The organism is Aminobacter sp. P4_D5 (assembly GCF_056401815.1).
The window spans coordinates 1-537 of record NZ_JBFUIP010001298.1 but is presented as its reverse complement, the minus strand read 5'-3'; the positions used below and the strand labels follow the sequence as shown (position 1 = coordinate 537).

At 70.0% G+C, this 537-nt stretch carries 1 protein-coding gene; it reads left to right on the top strand.

What is annotated here, in order from left to right; genetic code table 11:
- Positions 1 to 527 (top strand): electron transfer flavoprotein subunit alpha/FixB family protein (locus tag AC1DWF_RS38040; RefSeq protein WP_476843576.1); only part of this gene is annotated, 527 nt, incomplete at its 5' end.
- Between the last annotated feature and the right edge of the window lie 10 nt (positions 528 to 537).

Genomic DNA, 537 nt, shown 5'->3' with positions numbered 1-537 from the left:
GCGACGCCAAGAAGGTGCTGACCGTCCGCGCCGCCAGCTTCGATCCCGCGCCCGCCACCGGCGGCTCGGCCCCGATCGAGAACGTCGCCGCCGCGACGGATCCCGGCACGTCCAGCTTCGTCGGCGCCGAGGTGAGCAAGAGCGAGCGCCCGGAACTGACGGCGGCGAAGATCGTCGTCTCCGGCGGCCGCGCCATGGCCTCGGCCGAGAATTTTCATCTGATCGAGAAGGTCGCCGACCTCCTTGGCGCCGCCGTCGGCGCCTCGCGCGCCGCGGTCGATGCGGGCTACGCGCCGAACGATCATCAGGTCGGCCAGACCGGCAAGATCGTCGCCCCCGACCTCTACATCGCGGTCGGCATCTCCGGCGCCATCCAGCATCTGGCGGGCATGAAGGACAGCAAGGTCATCGTCGCCATCAACAAGGACGAGGAGGCGCCGATCTTCCAGGTGGCCGACTACGGCCTGGTGGGCGACCTCTTCAAGGTCCTGCCGGAGCTCGAGGCCGAGCTGGGCAAGCCCGCCTGATGTCCGGGGC